The organism is Faecalibacterium sp. An122, assembly GCF_002160895.1.
GTDB lineage: Bacteria > Bacillota > Clostridia > Oscillospirales > Ruminococcaceae > Faecalibacterium.
Genome location: NZ_NFLL01000079.1, coordinates 1 through 600, shown reverse-complemented (window position 1 = coordinate 600; position 600 = coordinate 1). Strand labels below are relative to the sequence as shown.

Genomic DNA, 600 nt, shown 5'->3' with positions numbered 1-600 from the left:
CTCTGCAGCACCCCTTCTCCCGAAGTTACGGGGTCAATTTGCCGAGTTCCTTAACAACCCTTCTCCCGTTGGCCTTAGAATCTTCTTCCTACCTACCTGTGTCGGTTTGCGGTACGGGCGCCGCAGAAATACACATGGCTTTTCTCGCCACCCTCCATGCCGGACTTCGGTACTTATTTCCCTCGATCGCTACCGGAACCAACTCCCGGCTCCGACACTTCGGATGTGTCCCCATGCTTAACTCTTTTGGCGGTGACGGAATCTCAACCGTCTGTGCATCGGCTACGCCTTTCGGCCTCACCTTAGCTCCCGACTAACTTGGAGCGGACGAACCTTCCTCCAAAAACCTGAGGCTTTCGGCCATGCAGATTCTCACTGCATTCGCGCTACTCATTCCGGCATTCTCACTTCTATACACTCCACAGCCGCTCACGCTACTGTTTCTCCGCGTATACAACGCTCCCCTACCCAGCATTTCTGCTGCCTAAGCTTCGGTGTCAGGTTTAGCCCCGTTAAATTCTCCGCGCAAAGACGCTCGACCAGTGAGCTATTACGCACTCTTTAAATGAGTGGCTGCTTCTGAGCCAACATCCTGGTTGT

The 600-nt window shown here is 54.0% G+C and carries 1 rRNA gene; it reads right to left on the bottom strand.

Features of this window, described 5'->3' with window-relative positions:
- Window positions 1–600: ribosomal RNA gene (locus B5E67_RS15340) — 23S ribosomal RNA — on the bottom strand; the annotation flags it as partial.